Source organism: Sphingobacterium bovisgrunnientis (assembly GCF_009829085.1).
Classification (GTDB): domain Bacteria; phylum Bacteroidota; class Bacteroidia; order Sphingobacteriales; family Sphingobacteriaceae; genus Sphingobacterium; species Sphingobacterium bovisgrunnientis.
This window is the reverse complement of record NZ_WUQY01000008.1, coordinates 65,608-89,616: the sequence shown is the minus strand read 5'-3', so window position 1 is coordinate 89,616 and position 24,009 is coordinate 65,608. Positions and strand designations below refer to the sequence as shown.

Annotated in this window: 16 protein-coding genes; 3 read left to right on the top strand and 13 right to left on the bottom strand. The window is 36.2% G+C overall.

Annotated elements, in window-relative coordinates; all coding sequences use genetic code 11:
• Positions 1-78 precede the first annotated feature (78 nt).
• Complete coding sequence (locus GOQ16_RS06035) at positions 79-393, bottom strand: rhodanese-like domain-containing protein (RefSeq protein WP_149914086.1); 315 nt, start codon at positions 391-393, stop codon at positions 79-81.
• A gap of 91 nt (positions 394-484) precedes the next feature.
• Here GOQ16_RS06035 and GOQ16_RS06030 point away from each other — a divergent pair, with 91 nt between their 5' ends.
• Positions 485-1,786 carry a M20/M25/M40 family metallo-hydrolase gene (locus GOQ16_RS06030; RefSeq protein ID WP_160068472.1) on the top strand — a complete coding sequence of 434 codons (1,302 nt, stop codon included), beginning with the start codon at positions 485-487 and terminating at the stop codon, positions 1,784-1,786.
• 61 nt (positions 1,787-1,847) lie between these two features.
• Here GOQ16_RS06030 and GOQ16_RS06025 read toward each other — a convergent pair whose 3' ends face one another.
• From GOQ16_RS06025 to surE, 12 genes are all read right to left on the bottom strand, one after another.
• Positions 1,848-3,080, bottom strand: a complete 1,233-nt coding sequence (locus GOQ16_RS06025; RefSeq protein ID WP_160068471.1) for a DUF4998 domain-containing protein — start codon at positions 3,078-3,080, stop codon at positions 1,848-1,850.
• 10 nt (positions 3,081-3,090) lie between these two features.
• Positions 3,091-4,293 (bottom strand): DUF5000 domain-containing lipoprotein, encoded by a 1,203-nt coding sequence (locus GOQ16_RS06020; protein ID WP_160068470.1) that lies wholly within the window; start codon positions 4,291-4,293, stop codon positions 3,091-3,093.
• A 17-nt stretch (positions 4,294-4,310) separates the two neighbouring features.
• Positions 4,311-6,275 (bottom strand): RagB/SusD family nutrient uptake outer membrane protein, encoded by a 1,965-nt coding sequence (locus GOQ16_RS06015; RefSeq protein ID WP_204987430.1) that lies wholly within the window; start codon positions 6,273-6,275, stop codon positions 4,311-4,313.
• 17 nt (positions 6,276-6,292) lie between these two features.
• Positions 6,293-9,508 (bottom strand): SusC/RagA family TonB-linked outer membrane protein, encoded by a 3,216-nt coding sequence (locus tag GOQ16_RS06010; RefSeq protein WP_160068469.1) that lies wholly within the window; start codon positions 9,506-9,508, stop codon positions 6,293-6,295.
• 454 nt (positions 9,509-9,962) lie between these two features.
• Positions 9,963-10,448: a GNAT family N-acetyltransferase gene (locus GOQ16_RS06005; protein WP_160068468.1), complete on the bottom strand. Its 486-nt coding sequence runs from the start codon at positions 10,446-10,448 to the stop codon at positions 9,963-9,965.
• Position 10,449: 1 nt separating this feature from the next.
• The gene (locus tag GOQ16_RS06000) at positions 10,450-11,010 is read right to left on the bottom strand and encodes a thiamine pyrophosphokinase (RefSeq protein WP_160068467.1); all 561 of its coding nucleotides are present in this window, start codon (positions 11,008-11,010) and stop codon (positions 10,450-10,452) included.
• Between the two features lie 6 nt (positions 11,011-11,016).
• The gene (locus GOQ16_RS05995) at positions 11,017-12,207 is read right to left on the bottom strand and encodes a M20 metallopeptidase family protein (protein ID WP_160068466.1); all 1,191 of its coding nucleotides are present in this window, start codon (positions 12,205-12,207) and stop codon (positions 11,017-11,019) included.
• A gap of 12 nt (positions 12,208-12,219) precedes the next feature.
• Positions 12,220-12,678 (bottom strand): SPOR domain-containing protein, encoded by a 459-nt coding sequence (locus tag GOQ16_RS05990; RefSeq protein ID WP_223225206.1) that lies wholly within the window; start codon positions 12,676-12,678, stop codon positions 12,220-12,222.
• A gap of 38 nt (positions 12,679-12,716) precedes the next feature.
• The gene (gene secA / locus GOQ16_RS05985) at positions 12,717-15,998 is read right to left on the bottom strand and encodes a preprotein translocase subunit SecA (protein ID WP_160068465.1); all 3,282 of its coding nucleotides are present in this window, start codon (positions 15,996-15,998) and stop codon (positions 12,717-12,719) included.
• Between the two features lie 123 nt (positions 15,999-16,121).
• A complete protein-coding gene (locus tag GOQ16_RS05980) occupies positions 16,122-16,997 on the bottom strand; it encodes a menaquinone biosynthesis family protein (protein ID WP_160068464.1) in 876 nt (291 codons plus the stop codon).
• 85 nt (positions 16,998-17,082) lie between these two features.
• The gene (locus GOQ16_RS05975; protein ID WP_160068463.1) at positions 17,083-17,346 is read right to left on the bottom strand and encodes a hypothetical protein; all 264 of its coding nucleotides are present in this window, start codon (positions 17,344-17,346) and stop codon (positions 17,083-17,085) included.
• Entirely contained in the window at positions 17,346-18,125 is a 780-nt protein-coding gene (gene surE / locus GOQ16_RS05970) for a 5'/3'-nucleotidase SurE (protein ID WP_160068462.1), read from the bottom strand. Before surE ends, GOQ16_RS05975 begins: the two co-directional genes overlap by 1 nt.
• A gap of 616 nt (positions 18,126-18,741) precedes the next feature.
• On the opposite strand from surE, the gene GOQ16_RS05965 reads away from it, so the two are divergent.
• Both GOQ16_RS05965 and GOQ16_RS05960 read left to right on the top strand, forming a co-directional pair.
• Positions 18,742-22,017 carry a SusC/RagA family TonB-linked outer membrane protein gene (locus tag GOQ16_RS05965; RefSeq protein ID WP_240140968.1) on the top strand — a complete coding sequence of 1,092 codons (3,276 nt, stop codon included), beginning with the start codon at positions 18,742-18,744 and terminating at the stop codon, positions 22,015-22,017.
• 70 nt (positions 22,018-22,087) lie between these two features.
• A complete protein-coding gene (locus tag GOQ16_RS05960; RefSeq protein ID WP_160068461.1) occupies positions 22,088-23,992 on the top strand; it encodes a RagB/SusD family nutrient uptake outer membrane protein in 1,905 nt (634 codons plus the stop codon).
• Positions 23,993-24,009 lie beyond the last annotated feature (17 nt).

The following is a 24,009-nucleotide window of genomic DNA, read 5'->3' as shown; positions in this document are numbered from 1 at the left end:
AAATAATGCATTGTACTCCTTAAACTAAAAAAGAGGCATTGATAAATGCCTCCTTGTACCTCTTTGTATATTCAGCTATTAATACACGTCCAATTCTGGATCAATTTCGTCTCTCCAAGCCAAGATACCTCCTTGCAAATTTGCAAGATTCGTGTATCCTTGTTGCTCCAAAAGCATCACCGCTTGTGCACTGCGCTTTCCTGAACGGCATTGGATGATCACAGGAATATCTTTTGCTACCTTCTCAGACTCAATTAGTATTCCAGCAAGTGGAATATTTAGTCCATTTAGGTTTGATACTTCATATTCAAAAGGCTCGCGAACATCAATTAATTGAAATTCTTCGTTGCGATCCATCATATCTTTTAATTCTAGAACTGTAACTTCTTTCATGTCTTTTGATTTTATAACCAAATATAATAGTTATGCTTTATTTCAGTGAATTATCGACTCTTATTTATTAATTTCATTAAAATTTTACACTATGAATAGATCAATACTACTATCTGTGATTTTTGCACTTATAGGTTTCAATTTAGTAGCACAGCAATCTTCAACACAAATTGTTGACAAAAACTATGTACAAAGGCTTCTAAACACCTTAGCTTCAGACGAAATGGGTGGACGTCATGCCTTTAGTCCACATATTGCTAAGGCAGCAGATTTTATTGCAGAAGAATTTCGTCAAATAGGATTACAACCTTATGCCGAGCCAAATTTTCGACAGACATTTCATATGAATAAAATTTCTAGAATCTCTTCTAAAGTCGTATTTGATAATAAAGAATTGAATGCAGATGAGTTTTTAATAATGGGAAATGATCCGAAGATAGAATGGAATGAGAAATCAAATATTACAATAAAGCACATTCGTAAAGAAGACGATTTTTCAAGCACATTTAGAAAGTTTGCTCAAGGAAATGAAGATGTAATTGTGTTAGTAGATTCTTCGTATAAATCGTACATTGCTCGATTCAATAAAATATATTCGAGAGAAACTGTAATTGGAGAGAATCAACCAAAAGGAGCAACAAAACTATTTGTTTTAGAGAGTCAACTCCCTAAAATGTATACTGTTATTAGTGAAAATGAAACTAAAAAAATAGATTTTTTTAATGTTGCTGCAGTGATTCCTGGAAAATCAAAACCCAATGAATATGTCGTGTTTTCTGCACACTATGATCATATCGGGATTATTCAAGCCGATGGTCAAGACTCTATCGCCAATGGAGCTGATGACGACGCCTCAGGAACTTCTGCAATGATTAGTTTAGCGAGATATTATAAAGAACGAGACAACAATGAGAGAACGCTTATTTTTGTCGCTTTCACAGCTGAAGAAGTGGGGATGTACGGCTCTAAATACTTTTCGAATAACATCAATGCGGACAGCGTCGTAGCTATGATTAATATTGAAATGATTGGTAAAGATTCTAAATTTGGACCAAATACATTGTACTTGACAGGCTATGATCGTTCGAATCTCGGTGAATTAATGCAACAAAACTTAAAAAATACAGCATTCATATTCCATCCAGATCCTTATCCAAAACAAAATCTATTTTACAGAAGTGATAATGCTGTATTGGCAGCTTTGGGTGTGCCTGCGCATACTTTCTCAACCTCGCAAATTGATAAAGATACCTATTACCATACGGTAAAAGATGAAGTAAGCACATTGGACATTGATAATATCACCTCCAGTATAGAAGCCATAGCCTTAGGCGCGGAAGGAATCGTGAATGGCAAACAAACACCAAGCAGAGTTGAAAAATTGAAAGATTAATTGTAAAATAAAGAACCTCCAAGCTTTTCGCTTGGAGGTCTCCATCATTTAACACTGGTATTTATTGAACAATTACAATTTGTTTTAATCTAACAGCATTTATACGCCAAAAAGTACCATCTCCAGCACCTTTGTTAGGTACATTTCCTACAAAACCTAGAGCTACTTGCTTCGCTTCCATAAGGCTAAACTTTAACCCATGTGTCCCTGGAGAACTAGTTTTAAGGAACCCTAATGCTGTAGAAACATTCTCTGTATTAGGAATTTCTGTTTCTAGGGCTGCAACAGTATAAAAATCTCCGCCTATAGTGCAATCTGGAATATCCATTTCAAACGTATAATGCCCAGCTGGTAATGTGACTATCTGATATATCTTACCATTTACAATACTTGACATATTATCTTCAGACCAACCTGCTTCCATCGCTAAAAATGGACCGCCAAACCAATTATCTACACCTCCAAAATAATTGGATCCATCTCTAAAGTTTCTAACAGCAGTATTCGTGATCCAATCCGATGGTATACCCCATCGTCCTGACACGGAAGATGTAGCAACCGGATTTGTGTAATTTTTTAAATATTCCGCAGTTACATCCTTTGCTAATCCAAGCTCATAAAATGCAGTGTAAAAAGTGTCAATACTTGTTTTTTGGGGCAAGTACAGTGTTCTATATGATACTGTTTTTGCAGTACTTGCTAAATCCACAATACTTGTTGTCATATCGTCGACTTTAACAATAATACTTTTTGTAGTCCCATTATTCGCTATATACCGCACTTCGGTTCCTATAGGTCCTGCTGACATATCCATTTCTTGCCAATCTATTAATGCTGTATTATTATTCTCAATAACAGCATTTGATGTCAATCGATTTGTTAAACCTGCAGAATACCTAGGTCCATACGCTCTACCAATAGCAGGCACAGCTATAGATCTATTGCCTTCGTCATCAATTGTAAACAATTCCAAACTTACAATTCCCTCAGGCATAGCGATGTATTGCTCAATAACGCTGTTGTGTCCAATATCTAACTGTAACGAATCCTTTCCATCATTCCATTTAATTAAAGCTTTCTTAATTTTTGGATCAGGTTTTACTTCAGCAGTAATCTTAATACGTTCATTTCCAGACAGCACTTTTACCGAATCTAGCTTTCCAACATAAACTATTTCACCTTCTTCGATATACTGTTTGAATTCATCCCATTTGGCACAGGAAGAAAATGTCGAAATAAGTATTAGCACGAATACTAACCTTATTATTGTATGTGTTCTATTTATCTTAATCATAACTTCTTTTCTATAAAGCAGAACCGTATACTTTTATTTCATTAATACTTTGAGCTGTACCTCCAGCAAAATTTTCAAGACATCTAATTCGAATATATCTTACCCTAGGTGCATTTAAATCTGCCTCCCAATTGAAACCTGCTGCAGCTGTAGCTTGATCTTCGGCGCTATCAGTGCCATAGGGTAAACCGGACGGCTTAACTACTTCATAACTCCCCATTAATACCCAAGAGGCGTCCAATGCCCCATTAAGATTTGGATTATTAGAACCATAAATTTCAAATCTTTTCATCGTAGTCAAATAATAAAATCGTGTACCCTCAGGAAAAGGTCGGATCCAGAAACGACTTATTTTGGCTGATACCCCCATATCAAAGGTAATCATGTGGGGTTGGTCACCACCATTTATTTGATGTGTGAAACTTACATTAGGCCAGCCTAATAGTCCATCCCAAGCATACTCCAACCTTGCGCCGTTCGTTACTTGAGGAGCATCGCCCGGTAATACAAAACCTCTAAATTTGCTTGGGTCCATTTGCTCTTCAAATATGGGCCTCACTTTGGTATAGATGGTATCTGAATTATTTCCCCAATTGTCACGTACATAAATTGCAAACTCGTGATCCAAAGTATCTAAGCCTCGGATTTTAGAAACTATACTATCTGTCTTTGTATATACTGATTTTTGATTATCACGTTCGTACTCATTGAATACATTTTTCTTCATTACTATAATGGCAACATTATCACGTGAAGGATTTTTTGCAGTAAGATTATATCCTCCAAATGCATTTGTAACTTCTAATGATTTGAAAACCTTTACGAAAGGTGCTTCGAGGGGCTTTATTTTCACAATTACTGGATCAGATAAAACTTCATTGCGACTTACCGCAAAAAGTTTTACTTCGTGCTCTTCCGTATCAGCAAAACCAGCAACTAATATTGTGTCCTTATAAATAGATGCTTTAACTTCTATTTCTTGACCTGTATTAATTGTATAGATCGCTTTTACGTACATTAAATTAGTCGAGCTAGGCAAATCATAAACAATTTGTGCTTTCCCTTCTTGGTTTATGACACGAATGTTCGACACCGCTCCTGGTTTCTCATTTTCATTACCAATAGGCTCTCTGTATTCAATTTGCTTGGTACATGCAAAGGCAATTAATGCACTCAGCATGACTAGAAATATGTTTATTCTAATTGATTTCATACATTTATTTTTTTTGATTACCAACCTGGATTTTCTACTAGTAATGGATTACGTCTGATTTCATGATTTCCAATTGGCCATAGGTAATCACGCGGTGCTATAAATGTCTGATTAAATACATTCCGTTCCACATTGTATCCTGCAGCAGTTTTTGATGTTATAGTAAACCCTGTAATATCTTGATTCAAATATTCAGCTGCCAATTTCCAACGTCGTAGATCCCAAAATCGCTGTCCCTCAAAAGCCAATTCATTTAATCGCTCACGTTGAATAATTTCACGTAAACCATCTTGTGATTGAAATTTACTTGGCGACTTTGAGAAATTGGTCCAGGATGATACTACTCCCGCCAGCCCAGCTCTTTCCCTAACTTTATCTAGATAAGCAATAGCCTCTGAAGAACCTCCATTGACTTCATTAAGAGCCTCAGCATAGCTCAAATACAATTCAGCTAGACGTATTTCTGGCCAAGGATATGCTTTCCATGTTGGGGCATTTGTAGAATTAGTTGTTGATTCCCAATGAACAAGCTTCTTTATGAAATAACCTGTTTCATTCCAGTTTGTGAAGTGACCTACTCCTGAACGCTCTGCATTTTTTGCTTGAACATACATTCCATTTTCATCTGATCCACCAGTAACACCATCTTTCATATACCAACGACCTCCATCAAAGCCTAAGCTGGCATAAAAACGTGGTTCACGATCATAATTCAACCTTGCAGTAACATAGCCTGGCTCAATATAAAATCGTTCAGACGTTATTGCTGTCCGTGTGCTCATGTAATTTGAAAAATCTAATGTTTTATCCTCTTCTATAGGCACTCCATTTTTTGTATAAAATTGTTTAGCAACTTTAATTGGTGCCGCCCATACTCCCTGCAATTGGAATCTATCTACATTACTTCCCCTTGCTAATGGAGGCATACACAATGCTTCATTTACAAAATAGCTATTGGAAAGGCCCCAAACCACCTCATCACCCCAACGCTCTGTAACAGCATTACGAATATTTAATTGTGTCTTTGTCTGTGTACTTAGATTGTACCTATCATTGGTGTAGGTATATAATTTCACACTGTTCGCTTCAGCAATGTCTATAGCCGCCTTAGCAGCATCTCTGGCCTTTTCCCATTTAGTAGCATCATAGGTTGTACTAACTAAGCTAATACCATCTTTATCAACTAAATCAATGTAGTCTGTATTACCATTGAACAGTGGTGAAGCTGCTAATTGCCATACCCGTGATTTGATAGCTAAAGCTATTGGTTTGGTAATTCTCCCCAATTCTGTATTTTCATCTGTAATACGTTCAGGCAGTTTTTCGATGGCCTGATCTAAAAGATTGGATATAAAATTTACGACGTCATCTACATGCATCCTTTTGTAATACAAATCTTCAGGTTCTGATGATTCAGAAGCATTTACATCCACGATAGGAATTGGTCCATACATACGCAACATGTAGAAATGATAGTATGCCTTTAAAAATTCTACTTCACCAATCCATCTTTGACGCTCAAAGCTGTTCAAATCAGGTGCTACGTTTTCTTCTTGTATTGTTTCCAAGAAGATGTTACAATGTCTAATAGCTTGCCAAATACGTAAATAATTAAATCGGCCATCACCACCTTTCAAGTCCCCCCCCCATTCATTAAAATATGGTCGCCCTTTATTTTGCATACCTTGCGCTATTCTAAAAGCGGGATGCCAATGTGCTTGATCATTTTGTGGCAACCAAATTTCATCCCCAGACATCATACCTACATTAAACCACCCGTCACCATTTTCTGGCAGATAAGAATAGCAAGTAAATAAGTATTTTTCAGCTTCTATTCTTAATTTGAAAGCGTGCTCTATTACAGATACATTATCAGGAACAATGTCCAAAAACTTAGAACAAGAATTAAATAACATTGAAAATGAAACACATACCATTGAAACGCCAACTTTAGCATTCCCCTTTATTTCCTTTATTTTCATGATTTCCACGTTATAGGTTATAAATTAATTTGAATACCTAGGTTGTAAACGGACTGTAATGGATATCCTAATCCATTACCTCTCATTTCTACATCCCAAAGTTTGAAGTCACTCAACAAAAACAAATTCGAGCCAGATAAATACACACGCGCGTTTTTGATTTTGAATTTTTCTAATGACTTGATGTTATAACCAATATCAATACTCTTCAACCTCAAAAATCCTCCATTGCGCATCCACCATGTAGATGTTTGATTATTTGGACCTACTCTCCAAGTACTTAGTCTTGGCCACATAGCATACACATCTTGATTACTTTCTGACCAATAATCATCTGCTATGACTTTTAATAAACCGGTTTGGTATCCTGGTATTCCTGTATCTGGATGTGTATAATTATAAAATGGCTGTATTTGATTTGAATTTATAAAAAACGAATATTGAGCCGCTCCTTGGAAGAAAAACCCGAAATCAAAATTTTTAAATCCAAAACTAGAACCAAAACCAAATAAAATCTCAGGTTCCGTTGGATAACCGATAGCCACCTTATCGTCATCATCTATTATACCATCATGTGTGATATCTCTATATTTTATATCTCCAGCTAATAAACCCAAGTCTCCAAATTGGGTAGGAGAATTGGCAACCTCTTCGTTATCTATAAATAAACGCTCAGCTACATAACCCCAAGCTTGATTAATTGAATATCCCTTACGAGTTAAGTGAGATAGATTATCAGAATATGGTAATTCGTCGACTTTCACTATTTCTGTAGTGGCATATGTAAACGTTCCACGTGCATCCATCCAGAAGTTTTGAGAGAAATTTTTTCTATAATTTAAAGACAAATCTAATCCCTTAGAATTTACACGCCCATAATTCGACCAAGGGCTCGCCATTAAACCTGAAGCATTATCAATACCAGAAACAGGTTGTAAAATATTTGATCGCTTTTGTTGAAATACATCAACAATAAGATCTAGTTTGTTCGCTATACTAATGTCTGCACCTAAATTTAATTGTTTAGATAATTCCCAGGTAATATTTTGATTTGCATACCTAGAAATAGATACACCAGGTCTAGAATAACGAGCAGCCCCATCATCACGTCCAAATACGGAACCATAATCTCCATTATTTAAATTAACATTTGATAAGTAGAAAAATCGATCTCGGCTATTCCCTATTGCATCATTACCCACTAATCCATATGTACCCCTTATTTTGAAATTGCTAATAACGGATTTCAAAGGTTCGAAAAATGATTCTTCTGATACTCTATAACCTATTCCAAATGAAGGAAATATACCCCAACGATGATTGGAATCAAATCGTTCAGAACCATTATAACCAAAATTAAACTCTGCTAAATAACGATCTTTGAAGCCGTATGTAAAACGACCTGAAATCCCAGCATTACGACTAGGAAGAGTTTCAATAAGCAAATTATTTCCAGTTACGGATTCAAAACTTGAAATGTATGACACAAGCATACCACTTACAGCATGATTTTCTGCAAAAATCCTACTGTAATTAATTGTTCCTTCCAACCATATTCGAGAATCTACTTCACTTGGGGGGGTATCATAACCTAAATACTCCGTTCCTGTAGGTAATAATGCGTTTGTAGAACCATCATTTAAGGCCTTTAAATTATAGGAACCATCTTGCGAATTAATTATTGACTCGTAATAAAATGGCGTATAATTTCTGCTAGCACTTGAGTACGCATATCTTCTTAAATAGCCCATAGCACGTGCTGAAAGTCCTTCAGTAATGCCATTCAAATCTTGTTTGATCTCGATCTGAGGTTGCAAATTTGAAGTTTTATACGCTTGATATCCTTTCACCATCTCCGCATAAGGATTCATATACATGGATGAACCTATTGTTAAATCTGTATTACGTGTCTGACTAGAACCAAACAATGGATGTTCAATAAATGGAAGTTTTGACGCGGGGTATATGGCAGGAAAAATTACAGGATTGGCATTCATCGCATTATCAAATGTACGCGCACCACCCCCGATAGGTCCACTATAGTCATCAAATTGACCATACATTCTTACTATAGCTGTGGTACTTTTTGTGACACTGAAATCCACATTTACACGTAATGAGTAATTATTTAGTTTGATATTACTGTTAAAATTATTAATAGGCTCAACATTTAAAACGCCATTATCACGATTGAACGTTCCTGCGATATAATACCTACCTCTAGGCGTACCTCCTGAAATATTTAAATTATAGCCTTGATTATTGGTATAGTCCTTAATTAACATGGAAACCCAATCATTACTCGGAAAAAGATATGGGTCGTCACCGTCGATTGTACTAAAAATTTTGTTTTGAGTATATGGCTCTATACCATTTGGAGTTCTCGATAAAGCTGCCTCATTAGCCATTCGCATATAGGTAATATTGTCAGCGAATTTCAAATTTTTAGTATTTGAGGATAATCTATTTTCAGCTCTGAAATTGAATTTAGGTGCGCCATCCATACCCATTTTAGTATTGATAAGAATTACACCATTTGCACCACGAGCACCATACACAGAAGCTGCTGCCGCATCCTTTAAAACCGAAAAATCAGAAATATCGTCAGGCTGTAGACGAGCCATATCAGTTGGAGATGATTCAATTCCATCTATTAAGATTAATGGATCTTGTTTTCCTGTACCAAATGTAGAAAGTCCGCGAATGTAAAAAGTGGAATTATCTGTTCCTAGACCGGGTTCACCGCTGCTTTGAAAAGCAATCATACCAGCCACCCGACCAGCCAAAGCATTCGTAAGATTTGAAGAAGCTGTTTTTAGCTCCTTAACATTCACAGTGGTAATAGCACTCACCAAACTTGCTTTCTTTTGCGTTCCACCAAAACCTGTTACTGTCACTTCTTCAATCTCAGACTCAATCTTTTCTAAGAAAATGTCTAATAGAATCTCATTGTTTGAGTTTATAGATTGATTCGCAAGATTAATAGTGGCTGTTTTAAACCCCACCGATTGAAAGTCCACTTGGGCTTCTTTTTTAGAATTAAATTCAAAACGCCCAAATCCATCAGATGATAATGTCAATGTCGTCGCTCCTCTCACTTTAATAGATACACTGGGTATCCCTCCCGTTGTATCTCGTATCACACCTTTGACCTTTATGTCTTGTGCAATACTATTTAGTGTTGAGATCGCGCTTAAGATAATTGTGATAAATATAAGTCGTAATCCATTCATTAGAAATGTTTTTATAATTGGTAATTAAAATGATAAAGAAAGGAATGAGTAGAAAACCTTGTTTCCCTGCTCAAGAAAGTCTTTTAGCTGTAGTTCATAATTAATCTTTTCAAAAACTTTTCTCGCTATTTTAATACTGATTAGTAATACCTAATTTGTATTGTACTATTTAGTATTCTACACAGGCGATACGAATATCTAATCTCGAGCAACTATAATTAGTGTTAAATTGACACTTATTGTGTTAAACAAAAATTCCTAGGCATAATTCAACCAAGACAGCTGCATAGAACTAAATAATTGTTAAAATGACACTTATTGATTTAAGCGTTTTATTTTATGTTTACAATCAGTAGAAATACCTTTTAAAAAAAGTTTTATGTTATTGTTTATAATTTGGTTAATAATCTAATGTAGAGATTATATTTAAAACTTCAAAATTTTTGTAACAATATTATAGACGTATTTCCATAACGTAATCGTCCAATATATAATCAAAATAGGGGATATCGATTTCATGGACAACGGTAAAGCCCATCTTTAAATAGAAATAATAAGCCTTATTTCCACGGTTAACGTTTAATTGTACTCTATTTATGTTTTTTGATTTAGCTTCTGCTATTGCAAAAGAAATTAATTCTTTACCAAACCCTTTACCTTGAGTTTGCGGTAATAAATACAGCTTTTCTATGCGTAATATATCCTCAACCCTATCCTTCAAAGCTATAAACCCAATAGGTTTTTCTTTATCAAAAGCTAGATAAAAGTCTTGATCGGTTTGCATGCTCTCCTGAAGAGCCTGAACCGAGTAACTTCTTTCCAACATAAATTTCATTTGATCATCAGATAATATACCTGTATAAGTTGGGTAATAAATCTGATGAGCTAATCGATGAATGATTTCTGCTTCCGCTAAATTTGCCCGACGAATACTAAACATGTTATATTTCTTCTCCAACAAAAACAAAATTATCGGTATTCATTTCTAACACAACAAAACCATCGTGCTCCACTGCAAAAACATTATCTTGCAAAAACTTCAACCCATTAAATGATTTGATTTCAGAGACGTTGATATACATTTTTTGCCCTTTTACTTTCCATTTCTCATAGTGAGATTGGATCAAGACATAGCGAATCCCTTCCACGAAAGCAACAATATTTATGTGATGTGCATATTCTAAGAAAGAAGCCTCTAAGGACATAGAAAAAATATTAACGGCTTTGTAATTATTGGCAATCAAATAATCCAAGCTGTCTCTTAAGAAAGTTGTCTTTGGGGTAATCAGCTTTATTTCTTCTTGCGAAGAATCGATAGCATGTGCATATAGAAAGTCAACCTTTGTATCTTCAGCCAAAAAGAAATCTATGTTATCCTCCGTTGTGATAATTGTCGGCGACCATTCCAAAATTTGCCCCAAATATTCCTCCGACAAGGCATGAAAATTTTCTACCAATAAAGCAGGTTCCTGATTTTCACGAACAATATGGTGCGATGACATGAAACTTTATTTTGTAAGTTTTGAAATAGCGATATAAGACATTAAACCGATACTTAATTCTAAAGCATCTTCATCAATATCAAATGTCGGCGTATGAACCGCAGATTGGATACCTTTTGATTGATTTCCTGTCCCTAGACGATAGAAACATGCATTCGCAACTTGGGAATAGTATGAAAAATCTTCTGCCGCAGGCCATAAATCCAATTCAACTACATTCTCCTCTCCCAAATATTCTACCGCAGCTTTACGCGCTAAGGCTGTTGTCGCTGGCTCATTTACCAGATAAGGATAGCCCTTTCTCACTTCAAAATCACAGGTAGCATCCATACTTTCAGCTATTCCGACAGCAATTTTTACCATCTTCTCGTGTGCCTGAGCCCGCCATTCTTCATTGAATGTACGGAAAGTTCCTTCCAAATACACTTCATCTGGAATGATATTCGTTGCACCATTGCCAATGATTTTTCCCCACGATAGAACCGTAGGAATACGAGGGTCTGCAAAGCGGCTTACCACTTGTTGTAATGCTGATATTATCTGCGCTGTAATCGCAATTGGGTCTATATTTTGATGCGGCTGCGCACCGTGACCACCCTTGCCACGCACTGTCATAAACAATTCGTCACACGAAGCCATGTATTGACCTGAGCGAAATCCAACTTTACCAACTTCTATAAAGGGCATGACATGCTGCCCGAAAACAGCCTGAGGCGTAGGATTCTCCAAAACACCTTCCTTAATCATTATCGAAGCACCGCCTGGCAATCTTTCTTCTCCCGGCTGAAATATTAATTTTATTTGACCGCCGAATTGGGATCTCAACTCGTTCAATATTTTGGCAACCCCCAGCAACGACGATGTGTGCACATCATGTCCGCAAGCATGCATTACGCCTACATTTTGAGAACCATATGAGCGTCCTTCTACCTCTGTAATAGGCAAAGCATCCATGTCTGCGCGCAAAGCAATTACTTTGTCTGAGGGCAAATCACCTGTAATCAAGCCGACTACACCCGTATTTGCCATAGATTGATAGGGTATTCCTAATTTACCTAATGATGCTTTTACAAATGCGGAAGTATTGTGTTCTTCGAAAGAAAGTTCAGGATTACGATGAAGGTGGCGACGAATTTCTACCGTCTCAGAAAAGAATTCCTTTGCCAACTGTTGAATCTTACTCTTAATATTGGCCATAATGTAAGTTGATTATTCCCAGACCCAAATATCTTCTTGGAAAACAAAGACACTTCTGTATTGGGAACGGATAGTATTCATAAATTCGTTTGCTTGCGCTCTACTTCTAAAATCACCTACTTTGACCCTATAATTAGGTTCTGAATACGAAATATAAGTATCCATATCAGCATATTGATTTTTGAATCGAGCCTGAATAGCATATGCTTCGCTACGATTAGATCCAGCATAAATCTGCACCCTAAAGCCTTTTCGCTTCACTCGCGTAGCTTTTGCCTTATCAACAACTTTTGTTCCTAAGCTAATAAGACGAGGTGTTGTAGGATTGATTTCATGAGCTGCTCTAAAATTCTGCAACAAGGTAATGAGTGAATCCTTTTGAATCTCCAACCCATTATTATCTTGTCCTTTAGCCTGTATAAAAAACAAGCAAACAGCACCTAATAAAATCAATCCCTTTTTGTACAACATCTCTGTTTTTTACTCTTTTATCTTAAAATTGTCCCGACTTATTTACCGTGACAATTCTTATATTTCAATCCTGAACCACAAGGACATTCGTCATTTCTGCCGACAGTTTGCTCTTTGCGGATAGGTTGTGTTACTGCTATATCTTCTTCAGAAACTCCTGTCGGAGAATCCAAATCTTCTTTAATTTCTTTCAAATTTAACGGTTGTGCAGGGATTGGCTTAGCCTCTTCAATATTTTGAGGTTGTTGCTGACCTGGTATATCCGCTTTGAACAAGAAACTCACAATATCCTTATTCATAGAAGCCAACATCGTTTTAAACAAGTTGAAAGCTTCCATTTTATAAATAATGATTGGGTCTTTTTGCTCATAAACAGCATTCTGAACTGACTGTTTTAAGTCATCCATTTCGCGTAAATGCTCTTTCCAAGCTTCATCAATTAAAGCAAGAACTATGCCTTTTTCAAAAGATCTAAAAACATCTGCTCCTTCGGATTCTACCGCTTTTTTCAAGTTTGTAGAAACTTGAATACCACGAATTCCATCTGAAAAAGGAACGACGATATTTTCTACCATTTCACCACGATCAGCTAAAACATTTTTCAACACTGGTAATGTTTGCGCTGCTACGTTTTTAGCTTTATTTTGATAATGTGTAAATATCTGCGTGAACAGTTTCTCCGTCAATGCATCAGCACTTGAAGACGTAAATTCTTCTGCTGTGATCGCTGGGTCCACAGAGAAAATGCGAATTACTTCAATTTGGAATTCATCAAATGAACCATCTTCTTTCGATGCGATTACAATATCTTCAACTACATCGTAAATAGTATTGTTCAAATCTACATCCAGACGCTCACCAAATAAAGCATTCTTACGTTTTGTATAGATCACATTACGTTGCGAGTTCATCACATCATCATATTCTAACAAACGCTTACGAATACCAAAGTTATTTTCTTCGACTTTACGTTGCGCACGTTCTATAGATTTTGTCAACATACTATGTTGCATCACTTCGCCATCTTCTACACCCATCTTCACCATGATGTTGGAAATACGCTCTGATGCAAATAAACGCATCAATGGATCTTCTAACGAAACGAAGAATTGAGACGACCCTGGATCACCTTGACGACCTGCACGACCACGTAACTGACGGTCAACACGGCGAGATTCGTGACGCTCAGTACCGATGATCGCTAAACCACCAGCTTTGATTACTTCCTCTGTCAATTTAATATCCGTACCACGACCAGCCATGTTAGTCGCAATAGTCACTTGACCTGGTTGACCAGCTTCAGCAACAATCTCTGCCTCACGTTGGTGTAATTTCGCGTTCAACACGTTGTGTTTGATACCACGTAATTTCAACATACGGCTCAATAACTCCGAAATCTCAACCGAAGTCGTACCAACTAACACCGGACGACCAGCTTCAGTCAATGTTTGAATCTCTTGAGCTACTGCATTATATTTCTCACGTGCTGTACGGTAAATATAATCTTGCTTGTCTTCGCGAGAAATACCTCTATTTGTAGGGATATCCACTACGTCTAGCTTGTAAATTTCCCAAAGCTCACCAGCCTCTGTAGATGCTGTACCCGTCATACCTGCTAACTTGTGGTACATACGGAAGTAGTTTTGCAACGTAACAGTAGCATATGTTTGTGTAGCGTCTTCTACTTTTACATTTTCTTTCGCCTCAATAGCTTGGTGAAGACCATCCGAATAACGACGACCGTCCATAATACGACCCGTCTGCTCATCTACAATCTTAACCTTGCCCTCGTCAACGATATATTGATCATCAATTTCGAATAGCGTATACGCTTTCAATAATTGATTGATCGAGTGAATACGTTCCGCTTTCACTGAGTAATCGCGCAACAACTCATCCTTGCGAGCTGCTTTTTCTTCTAATGGTGCATCCGAATTTTCAATCTCAGCAATTTCACTACCTACATCTGGTAAAATGAAGAAGCTTGGATCTTCGCCTTGTGCAGTGATAAGTTCAATACCTTTTTCTGTCAATTCCACTTGGTTGTTTTTCTCGTCAATAACAAAGAAAAGCTCTTTGTCCGCTTTTGGCATTTGACGATTTTGCTCAGCCATGTAGAAGTTTTCTACTTTTTGTAAAATTTGACGGTGGTTATTTTCACTTAAGAATTTAATCAACGCTTTATTTTTAGGTAAACCTCTGTACGCACGAATTAAAGCTAACCCACCTTTTTCTGGATCTGTATCACCCGAAAGAATTGCTTTTTTAGCTTCATTAAATACTGTATTTACATACGCTTTTTGTGCATTTACTAATCTTTCAATACGTGGTTTTAATTGATAAAACTCGTGTTGGTCACCCATTGGAATAGGACCAGAGATAATCAAAGGTGTACGCGCGTCATCGATCAACACCGAATCCACCTCATCGATCATTGCAAAGTGCAATTTACGTTGTACCATCGCATCTGGCGTTTGCGTCATATTATCACGCAAATAATCGAAACCAAATTCGTTGTTTGTACCGTAAACAATGTCTGACTTGTATGCTTTACGACGTTGCGGAGAATTTGGCTGATGTTTATCAATACAGTCTACCGATAGTCCGTGGAATTCGAACAATGGCGCATTCCACTCGGAGTCACGCTTTGCTAAGTAATCATTCACCGTTACGATGTGAACGCCTTGACCAGACAATGCATTTAAATAAGTAGGTAGTGTTCCAACTAAAGTTTTACCCTCACCCGTCATCATCTCGGCAATTTTACCTTGATGCAATACTATACCACCGATTAGCTGTACATCATAGTGAACCATATTCCATGTCACCTCGTTACCAGCAGCCAACCATTTGTTAGCCCACTGCGATTTTTCTCCAACGATTGTTACATTTGGCTTGCGCGCAGCTAATTCTCTATCAAAGTCAGTAGCTGTTACTTCCAATACTGGATTTTCAGTAAAACGACGTGCAGTCTCTTTTACAACAGCAAAAGCTTCAGGTAAGATATCCGCTAATACCTCCTCAAGCTTTTTATCACGATCTTTATTTAATTTATCTATTTTCTCGTAAACCTCTGTTTTTTCTGAAATATCTACAGCAATATCATCTGCTTTAGTTTTCAATTCAGCGATTTCGGCGTCAATTTCTTTTAAATATTCCTTGATACGGCTTTTGAATTCAATTGTTTTAGCACGAAGCTCGTCATGTGACAAATTGGTTAGCTTGCTATATTCCCCCTTAATCTTTTCAACTATCGGTTGTATAGATTTGATATCACGTTCTGACTTGCTACCAAATAATTTACTTAAGAATTTTAACATAATTTTATTTTATCTCTTTTCACATGCTCAAAATTGAATCCAAACTCTTATACAGGACATTTTGGCACTAGTCGGGCAAATTTAATTATTCGAAATGATAACTTTCAATGTTACAGTAGATTTTTAATCATTTCCTATTAAAAATATATTTTTTTCGGTTTTAGGTACAATATTTAAGTCCTGCGCTTTACTAAACATGGACTCTATTGCTATTCTACCCAAATTCCCCAAATGAATAGAATATTGATTTACATACAATTCAATATGTTTATACATGACCGATTCATCCATTTCTTGGGCATGAGAACGTATGTAGTCAATTCCTGATTTTGGATTTGCAAATGCATATTCTACACTTTGACGGATTAAGCGATTTACTTTTTCTTTTATTTCTATCGGTAAATTTCTTTGTATGACAATACCGCCCAAAGGAATCGGACTTTCTGTCGTCCTTTCCCAGAAATCTCCAAGATCAATTACCTTAAAAAATCCTTTTTCTTGATAAGTAAAGCGATTTTCATGTATAATTAATCCCAAATCAATATCTCCGCTCAATAAAGCCGATTCAATATTTGAGAAAACTAAAATTTCTTTATTTTGCAAACCCGGATAAACCAAACCCAATAAGAAATTTGCTGTTGTATATTTTCCAGGAATACCTATTTTAAGATGTTGAAATTCTTCAGGAAGATTTTGTCCTGCGTAAGAAGAAAGCTTTTCGGCTAATTCTTGATTTTTTGTTATTAATAACGGACCTACGCCAAATCCCAAAGCAGAACCAGCATCCAACAACTCGTAATCTTTTACTGCATAAGCAAAAGCATGATAACTTAGTTTGGTAATTGCTAACTCTTTATTAAAAGCTTTTTGGTTTAAAGTTTCGACATCATGATACTCTACGTCGAAATCCAAACCTTCTGTATCGATTTTATGATGAATCAGCGCATCGAAAATAAACGTATCATTGGGACAAGGTGAAAAACCTAAACTTAATTTCATCGTATTATACTTTATATTTTGTCATTCCGTCGATAGGATGAATCCTATTAAAAATTTCTATACCGTGCTCAGGATAAATAGAATCTTAAATTTTCAACTTCGTTGCGACAATCAAAAACAGCATCGCTAAGAAGGTAATTAAAACTACTCCTTTAGATTGTGAGACCTTACCTGCACGATACCCGAAGCGAACAATAATTAAATTAATAACCACCGCTAGGACATAAAAAGCGATAGGTTTATCAGGAAAAAAGGATTGTTGTAGTGTCGTATAGGTCATAACTAAATAGGCAACAAGTGGTGCTAATGCACCAATAACAACTCCTGCTAACAAAGAATCTTTTTGCATTATTTCACATCAAAAGACCAAGAATTCAATTCAGGAATAGCATGATGTGCCGTCATGTCGAATTGCGTCGGCACAATGGAGGCATAACCATTATTTATGGCGTGCACATCCGTATCTTCGCCACGATCCACCCAATCATAGCGACCTGTCATCCAGTAATAATCACGGTGATGCGGATCTACACGATATTCAAACTCTTCCACCCAATTGCCATTCGCTTGTCTACAGATTTTGACACCTTGTATACCTGTTTCAATATGCGGAAAGTTTACATTCAATAATGTTCCTTTTGGTAATCCATTTTTCAAGACCTGCTCAGCAATACTAGATACATACGAACGCGTGTGCGAAAAATCAGCAGCATGAGAAAAATCATCCAGTGAAAAACCTATTGATGGAATACCTTCAATAGCACCTTCAACCGCAGCAGACATCGTCCCAGAATACAATACATTGATTGAATAATTCAAACCATGATTGATTCCAGATACACATAGGTCAGGTTTCTTATCTTTGAAGATGCGATCTACTGCTAACTTTACACAGTCAACAGGAGTGCCCGAGCATTTGTACATTTCTATGCCGTCGTACAGTTCGATTTTATCTAGACGTAATGGTTTTCCAATTGTAATCGCGTGGCCCATTCCAGATTGTGGCCCATCAGGAGCTACCACTACCACATTGCCCAACTTTTGCATTTCTTCTAGCAACACCTTTATTCCTGGTGCTGTTATCCCATCATCGTTGACAACTAAGATTGTCGGTTTTTCATTTGCCATAGTGTAAAGTTAGGGAATAAATATAATTTGTTATTTCTGGAATAATATAATTGATCAATTTAATACTTTTTAAAAAATATAAAAGATAATGCTCATATTACTTTTAACCTAAGAGTAATAGTTTGATATGTAATATCATAGTCCTTTAATCAATAGTTCTCAACATTATTAACCTTGCTATTAAATACGAGATCATTATTGTAATCCATTAAAAATTTGTTACAAACGAATTTGACATTAAATTTTATAAAATTTACCCTATCTATTCTTATGTTTTATTAATAATACGCTTAATAGTTTTAGCCTAATACTAATCATCAATTGATTAAATTAAATTTAACCCCCTTTCCTACAGGAATATAACAAAAAACACGATTTATTTTCAAACAAAACATTAACTATTTCGTTTCCAATATGTGGAAGACAGTTAAATCTAACAACTAAAAAACCTATGAAACCGAAGAAAACATTTAATTTTTATATTAATTATTACATCGTATAACGAAAATTAAAATTTAATTTTCTATATTTATCTATTGAAATCAAAAAATCTAAACAATAAGATTGATAATAATCAATCTTGATAATCAATTTAATTTAAACTTTTAATTACTTTATGATGACTTATTTAAATCCACCTGAAGGATTTAAAAGGTTTGTATGGATTTCTGGCGCTGTCATGTGTTGCTTACTATCAGCAACAAATAATGGCTATGCGAATTCCAATGAATCTTTAAAAACCCTTTCTCAGCAAGAAACAATCAATGTTAAGGGCGTAGTTAGAAATCTAACAACAAATCAACCTATTGCTGGAGTAACCGTCTCCATCTCCGGTACATCTATTGCTACCACTACAAATATAAACGGTCAATACGAACTTAAAAGTGTGCCTAAAAATGGGCAAATAACATTTTCTATGATAGGTATGACTCCATTAACAGAGAATGTAGATGGACGACTGACTATCAACGCTAATCTAAACTCGGAAAGTGAAAATATTGACGAAGTTATTGTTGTCGGTTATGGAACGCAGAAAAAATCAGTTGTTTCAGGAGCAGTAACTGCAGTAAAAGGAGATGAACTAGCAAAATCATCATCAGTTAATTTGTCTAACGGACTAGCAGGTAGACTTCCAGGAGTAACTGCTATGCAAAGCAGTGGAGAACCAGGATATGATGGATCAAACATTCGAATTCGTGGTATCAATTCATTAGCGGGTGGTAACTCTAGCCCTCTTATCGTAATTGATGGTGTGCCAAGTAGAGCGGGGGGAATTGACCGTATCAATCCTAACGATATAGAAAGTGTTTCGGTATTAAAAGATGCATCTGCTGCAATTTATGGTTCTCGAGCCGGTAATGGTGTAATTTTGATAACTACTAAACAAGGTAAATCAGGTAAGCCACAGCTTTCATATGATGCATTTTATGGTCTTCAGCGTCCAACAAGAACCCCAAAAATGGCAGGATCACCAGAGTATGCTGAAATATTAAATGAACTTAGAGTTTTTGGTACAGACCTTGATCCGCAATATTGGGATGCTGCGTGGAATGGCTTAAAAACAACAGGTTCATATATCAGAACTGATAAAGATGGGACTATTAATGCTGCATTCACCCCGGATGAAATTGAAAAATTTAAGGACGGCTCTGATCCATATAGGTATCCGAATACAGACTGGTTTGATGAAGTAATGAAAAACTGGTCTCCACAACAAAGACATAATATTCAAATCAATGGTGGCGGGGAGAATACCACATATTTAGCGTCTTTAGGTTATACAAATCAAGATGCGTTCTATAAAAAGTCCGCCACATATTATAACCAATATGATTTAAGGTTAAATATTGAGAGTAAAATCAATGATTACCTTACGGCGACAATTAACATACTCGGAAGAGAAGAAGATCGTAACTTTCCTACAGTTGGTGCAGGTGATATTTTTAGATTTTTAATGCGTGGTCGACCTAATGAGCCTGCTTTTTGGCCAAATGGCGAACCTGGTCCAGCAATTGAGTATGGATATAACCCAGTAGTTTCCACGACAGACCTAACGGGTTTCAATAAAACTATTGATGATTATTTACAAACAACGGGTAAAATTGATTTCAAAATTCCTGGTGTAGAAGGTTTGAAAGTAACAGGATCGGCTGCTTTGGATAAATCTTGGAAAAGAGGTAAAAACTGGCGTACACCATGGACATTATATAGTTGGGACAAATCCACTTTACTGGATGATGGAACCCCAAGTCTGACGGGATCAATAAGTTCTCCCTTTACTGATGCACGATTATCAGAGACAATGGCAAACCGATTAGGCATAAACCTTACGGGAATGGTCACATATGATAAAGTAATTAACGATAACCATACTCTTTCACTTTTGGCTGGTGTTACCAGAGAAACAGATAAAAGCAGTGGTTTTAATGCATTTAGGCGTTATTTCTTATCAACATTAATTCCTGAATTATCATTTGGTGAAAATAAAGAACAAACAATTGGTGTTAATGATATATTCACTCGTGCTAGGCTAAGTTATTTTGGAAGGGCCAATTATAATTACCAAGAAAAATACCTGGCTGAATTCTTGTGGCGTGTGGATGGATCTTATATCTTTCCTGAAGATAGAAGATTTGGTTTCTTTCCAGGAGTATCAGTTGGTTGGGTATTATCGAAAGAAGACTTCTTCCGTGACAATGTGCAATTTATAAACAACTTAAAAATCAGAGGTTCTTGGGGTCAAATGGGAGCTGAGGCTTATTATAATGATGCTTTACAGGAATTTAAATTCTTTACGTTAATGAATACAGGTTCTGGAGTATTCAATGATGAAGTCGTAAAAACACTTTGGGAGGCTAACGTACCGAACGAAAATTTCACTTGGGAAGTGGCAAATAATACCAACGTAGGACTTGATGCAACTTTCCTGAATAATAAGTTCACGTTTACATTTGATTATTTTTATAACCAAAGATCTAATATTCTTGCTCAAAGACTAGCGTCTGTACCAGAGAGTACAGGAATTCCCTCAGCAAATTTGCCCCCAGAAAATATTGGAAAAGTTAAAAATGCAGGTTATGAGTTTAGTTTAAATTACCAAAATAACATTAATGATTTCACATTTGGAGTCGGTTTAAATGGTGGATATGCTAAAAATAAAGTTATATTCTTTGATGAAATCCCCGGAGCTCCAGAATGGCAACGCGCTACAGGAAGAGTTACTGGTGCATGGTTGTTGTATCAATATGATGGTGTATTTAAGGATATAGCAGCAGTAAATGCAAATACATTAGATTATAGCGCAGTAACAGGGGGTGCAGATTTAAGGCCAGGAGATATGAAATTTGTTGATTACAACAATGATGGTAAAATAAATGGTGATGATTTAGTACGTATGGACAAAAATAGCACCCCTACTTTTACTGGAGGTTTAAATCTAAACGCTGCATACAAAGGTTTTGATTTAACAGTCTTGATGCAAGGTGCTACAGGTGGTTTACAAATGATTGGAATTACCGAATCTGGTGATATAGGCAATTACCTTGATTGGTCTTATCAGAATCGTTGGAGTATAGATAACCCAAGTGATGTATACCCACGTTTGAGTAACAGAAATACGGCATATTATCAAGATGGAAGTAAAGCCCTAAACAATACATACTGGGTGAAAAACAACAATTATTTAAGGTTAAAAAATATTGAGCTTGGCTATACAATAAATCCGGAAATTATCAATAAAATCGGAGTAAAAGGATTAAGAGTATATATGAATGGTATCAACTTATTCACATTTGACAAAATAAAAATATGGGATCCTGAATCAACCAATAACAGTGGTCAATATTATCCTCAGGCCAAAGTCATCAATTTCGGATTAAAGGCAACCCTCTAATAGTTAACCTATAAATTTATTAAAGATGAAAAACACAAATTTAAGCGAAATATTTAGGAGGTTAAAATTGATGAAAATACAATCATCTATTAACTCCAAATCAGCTATATATACAAGAAAACTGTTTGTTGCGACAGCAACAGTTTTAGCACTGCAATCGTGCAATACTGATTTTATGAATGTAACTCCACCAAACCAATTGGTGGCGGATATAGTATGGAATGATGCACTCACTGCTCAAGCCTATATAAATGATATTTATAATGGATTTGAACAAGGAGGGTTTAGCGAACAAATGTTAGCTTCAGTCTCCGATGAAGCAATGTTTACACATCCAGGGCGAGGAATTGATATAGTTAATAGTGGAGCCTCGAATCCTACTTCACTTGGATGGGTACACGGCACTTGGGCATGGGGAAGAATGTATATATACATCAGATTTTGTAATGTAGCTATTCAACAACTAAACAGTGCAGATAACAAAATCACAGATCAAGATTTAAAAGAAAAAATGCTTGGTCAAGTACACTTTTTGAGAGCATATTACTATCAGCAACTATTACGCTATTATGGCGGTGTGCCACTAGTTGATAAAGTGTATACCATTACAGACGATATGAATTTGGCAAGAAATACATATGAAGAATGTGTGAATTTTATTATTAAAGACTGTGAAGAAGCATATCGATTCTTGAACGGAAAAAGTATGGATAAAGGTCGTGCTACGGCATTAGCGGCTCTAGCCTTGAAGTCTCGAGTATTATTATACGCAGCTAGTGATCAACATGTTTCAACTAAATTAAAAGCAAAAGTAAGTACAATTGGTGATGACATGATGCCAATATTAGCTTATACATCTGGTAATCAACAAGAGCGTTATAGAGCGGCTCAAACCGCTGCTAAGGCTGTAATGGATGCATCTTTAGGTTATAAATTGGATTTAATTGCTCCTGTAAGCCCAACAGAAGGACAGAATAATTACAAAAGTATAGCAATGGCGGGCGGAAGTAAAGCTCCTGGCATAGACCCAGCTGCTGCTTCGGAATTAATATACGCGAAATACTTTATTGCTGATGCAAATTATACCCATGGCCTTCATAACGGACCTAATGGTTATAAAAATTGGGCAGGAAATACGCCTATAGGTTTATTGGTGGATGATTATGAAATGATAGACGGTACACCATTTAGCTGGGATAATGCTACGCACAAAGCAAATCCTTATCAAAATAGAGATCCGCGTTTATATGCAACCATTTTATACGATGGAGCTGGATGGAAACCAAGAGATAAAGTTTCTGGAAATATTGACCCTGCTAATCAAATCCAAACTGGAACTTATGACATTCTTGAAGGAGGTACAGTGAAAACCATTCCCGGTATTGATACAAGAGGAGGTAGTATTGAAAGTTGGAATGGTAGCTGGACAGGATATTATTACCATAAGTTTATAGACCCAGATCCAAATATTGTCGACGCTAATAATTTCCAACTAGTTCCTTGGCCTTTCTTTAGGTATACAGAAGCGGTATTAAATTATGTAGAAGCTAGTATTGAATTAGGCGAAACTACTGTAGCTAGAGATTGGTTAAATAAAATAAGATTCAGAGCGGGTATGCCTGCGATTACGACAACAGATCAAAATCAATTAAGACAGATCTATAGACACGAACGTAGAATTGAGATGGCTTACGAGGAGCAGCGTTATCACGATGTGCGCAGGTGGTTAATAGCAGCAGAGACAGTTGGTCGTAAAGTGACATATATCAAGGTAACTGGAAAATTCAAGCCAGGTAAAACGATGACTGCACCTTATCGTCATGACCCTACTGTATATGATTATACGTATACTCCTGTAGTTGACAACTCACAAGAGAATAGATCTTGGAACAATAATTTATATTTCAGGCCTTTGCACAGAGATGAATTAAACAAGAATAATTTATTAAAACAAAATCCTGGATATACACAGTAAATAATAACCCCCTCCAT